Source organism: Tepidimonas sp., from assembly GCF_046292505.1.
Taxonomy (GTDB): domain Bacteria; phylum Pseudomonadota; class Gammaproteobacteria; order Burkholderiales; family Burkholderiaceae_C; genus Tepidimonas.
The window spans coordinates 1-829 of the sequence record NZ_JBKBQX010000160.1 but is presented as its reverse complement, the minus strand read 5'-3'; the positions used below and the strand labels follow the sequence as shown (position 1 = coordinate 829).

Here is an 829-nt window from a genome sequence, read left to right as displayed (position 1 = left end):
TGCGCCCGATCGAGCCGCCGGTGTTAGGGAGACAGCCGTCGGTGTTATGCAGCAGTTTTGCTCCCTATAACACGTTAGCCATCAATGGTGGCCTTGCCTCAATCATCAATCGAAAAAATCACAAATGAACCCGTCCGTAATTGAACACGCATACTCGATCTTTCAGGCAGCTACTCCCGTAATTCGCATCCATGGCATCGGTGGAAAGCGATGGAAACGTAACGTTGCCAAAGGCTCAAGAATCGGCCCTTGGCTACAGGCCAAGTACGACATCCTGAACAAGGCTGTGTGGGAAGCAAGAAATCCCTGTCTGTACCTCGTCGCCGGTGGAGACGGTGTTATTCGGTACGTGGGCATTTCCCGTAACAGGCTAAAAGACCGTTGGCGTGTCTCTCCTGCGCATGACGCAGAAACCATGGCAAGGCTGCCTGAAAACCAACTATTTCACAGTCAGTGCTGGAAACACATCGAACGTGAAAGCATGCAGAACGTGGGTGGCACCTATGAAGTTCGTTGCATTGACGGTGCAAGTCTCCTGCCACTTCTTGAGCGGCTGGGGCCGCCCCTCTCCGCATTCACAGCACTTCGAGGCGACGGCGAAGGAATTGTGGCAGGGGTTGAGCGATGGATGTGCAACAACAAGGGGCCAAAGCTCGTTTCCTGGAACGTAGCAATGACAGGAGAATGATGGCTAACAAATCATTCCAGCGGACCGTCAAAAAGCTGCGCTTTTTGTCGTCCGCTGAATTCAAACGTTATGCACATAAACACATGAGCAAGCTTTTCATCCTTTTTCTCGCCCTTCTATGGTCATTGTCAGCAGCCGCTG

At 52.1% G+C, this 829-nt stretch carries 1 protein-coding gene; it reads left to right on the top strand.

Annotated elements, in window-relative coordinates:
* Positions 1 to 624: 624 nt before the first annotated feature.
* Positions 625 to 829 (top strand): hypothetical protein (locus ACK4TH_RS12465; RefSeq protein WP_409626909.1); only part of this gene is annotated, 205 nt, incomplete at its 3' end.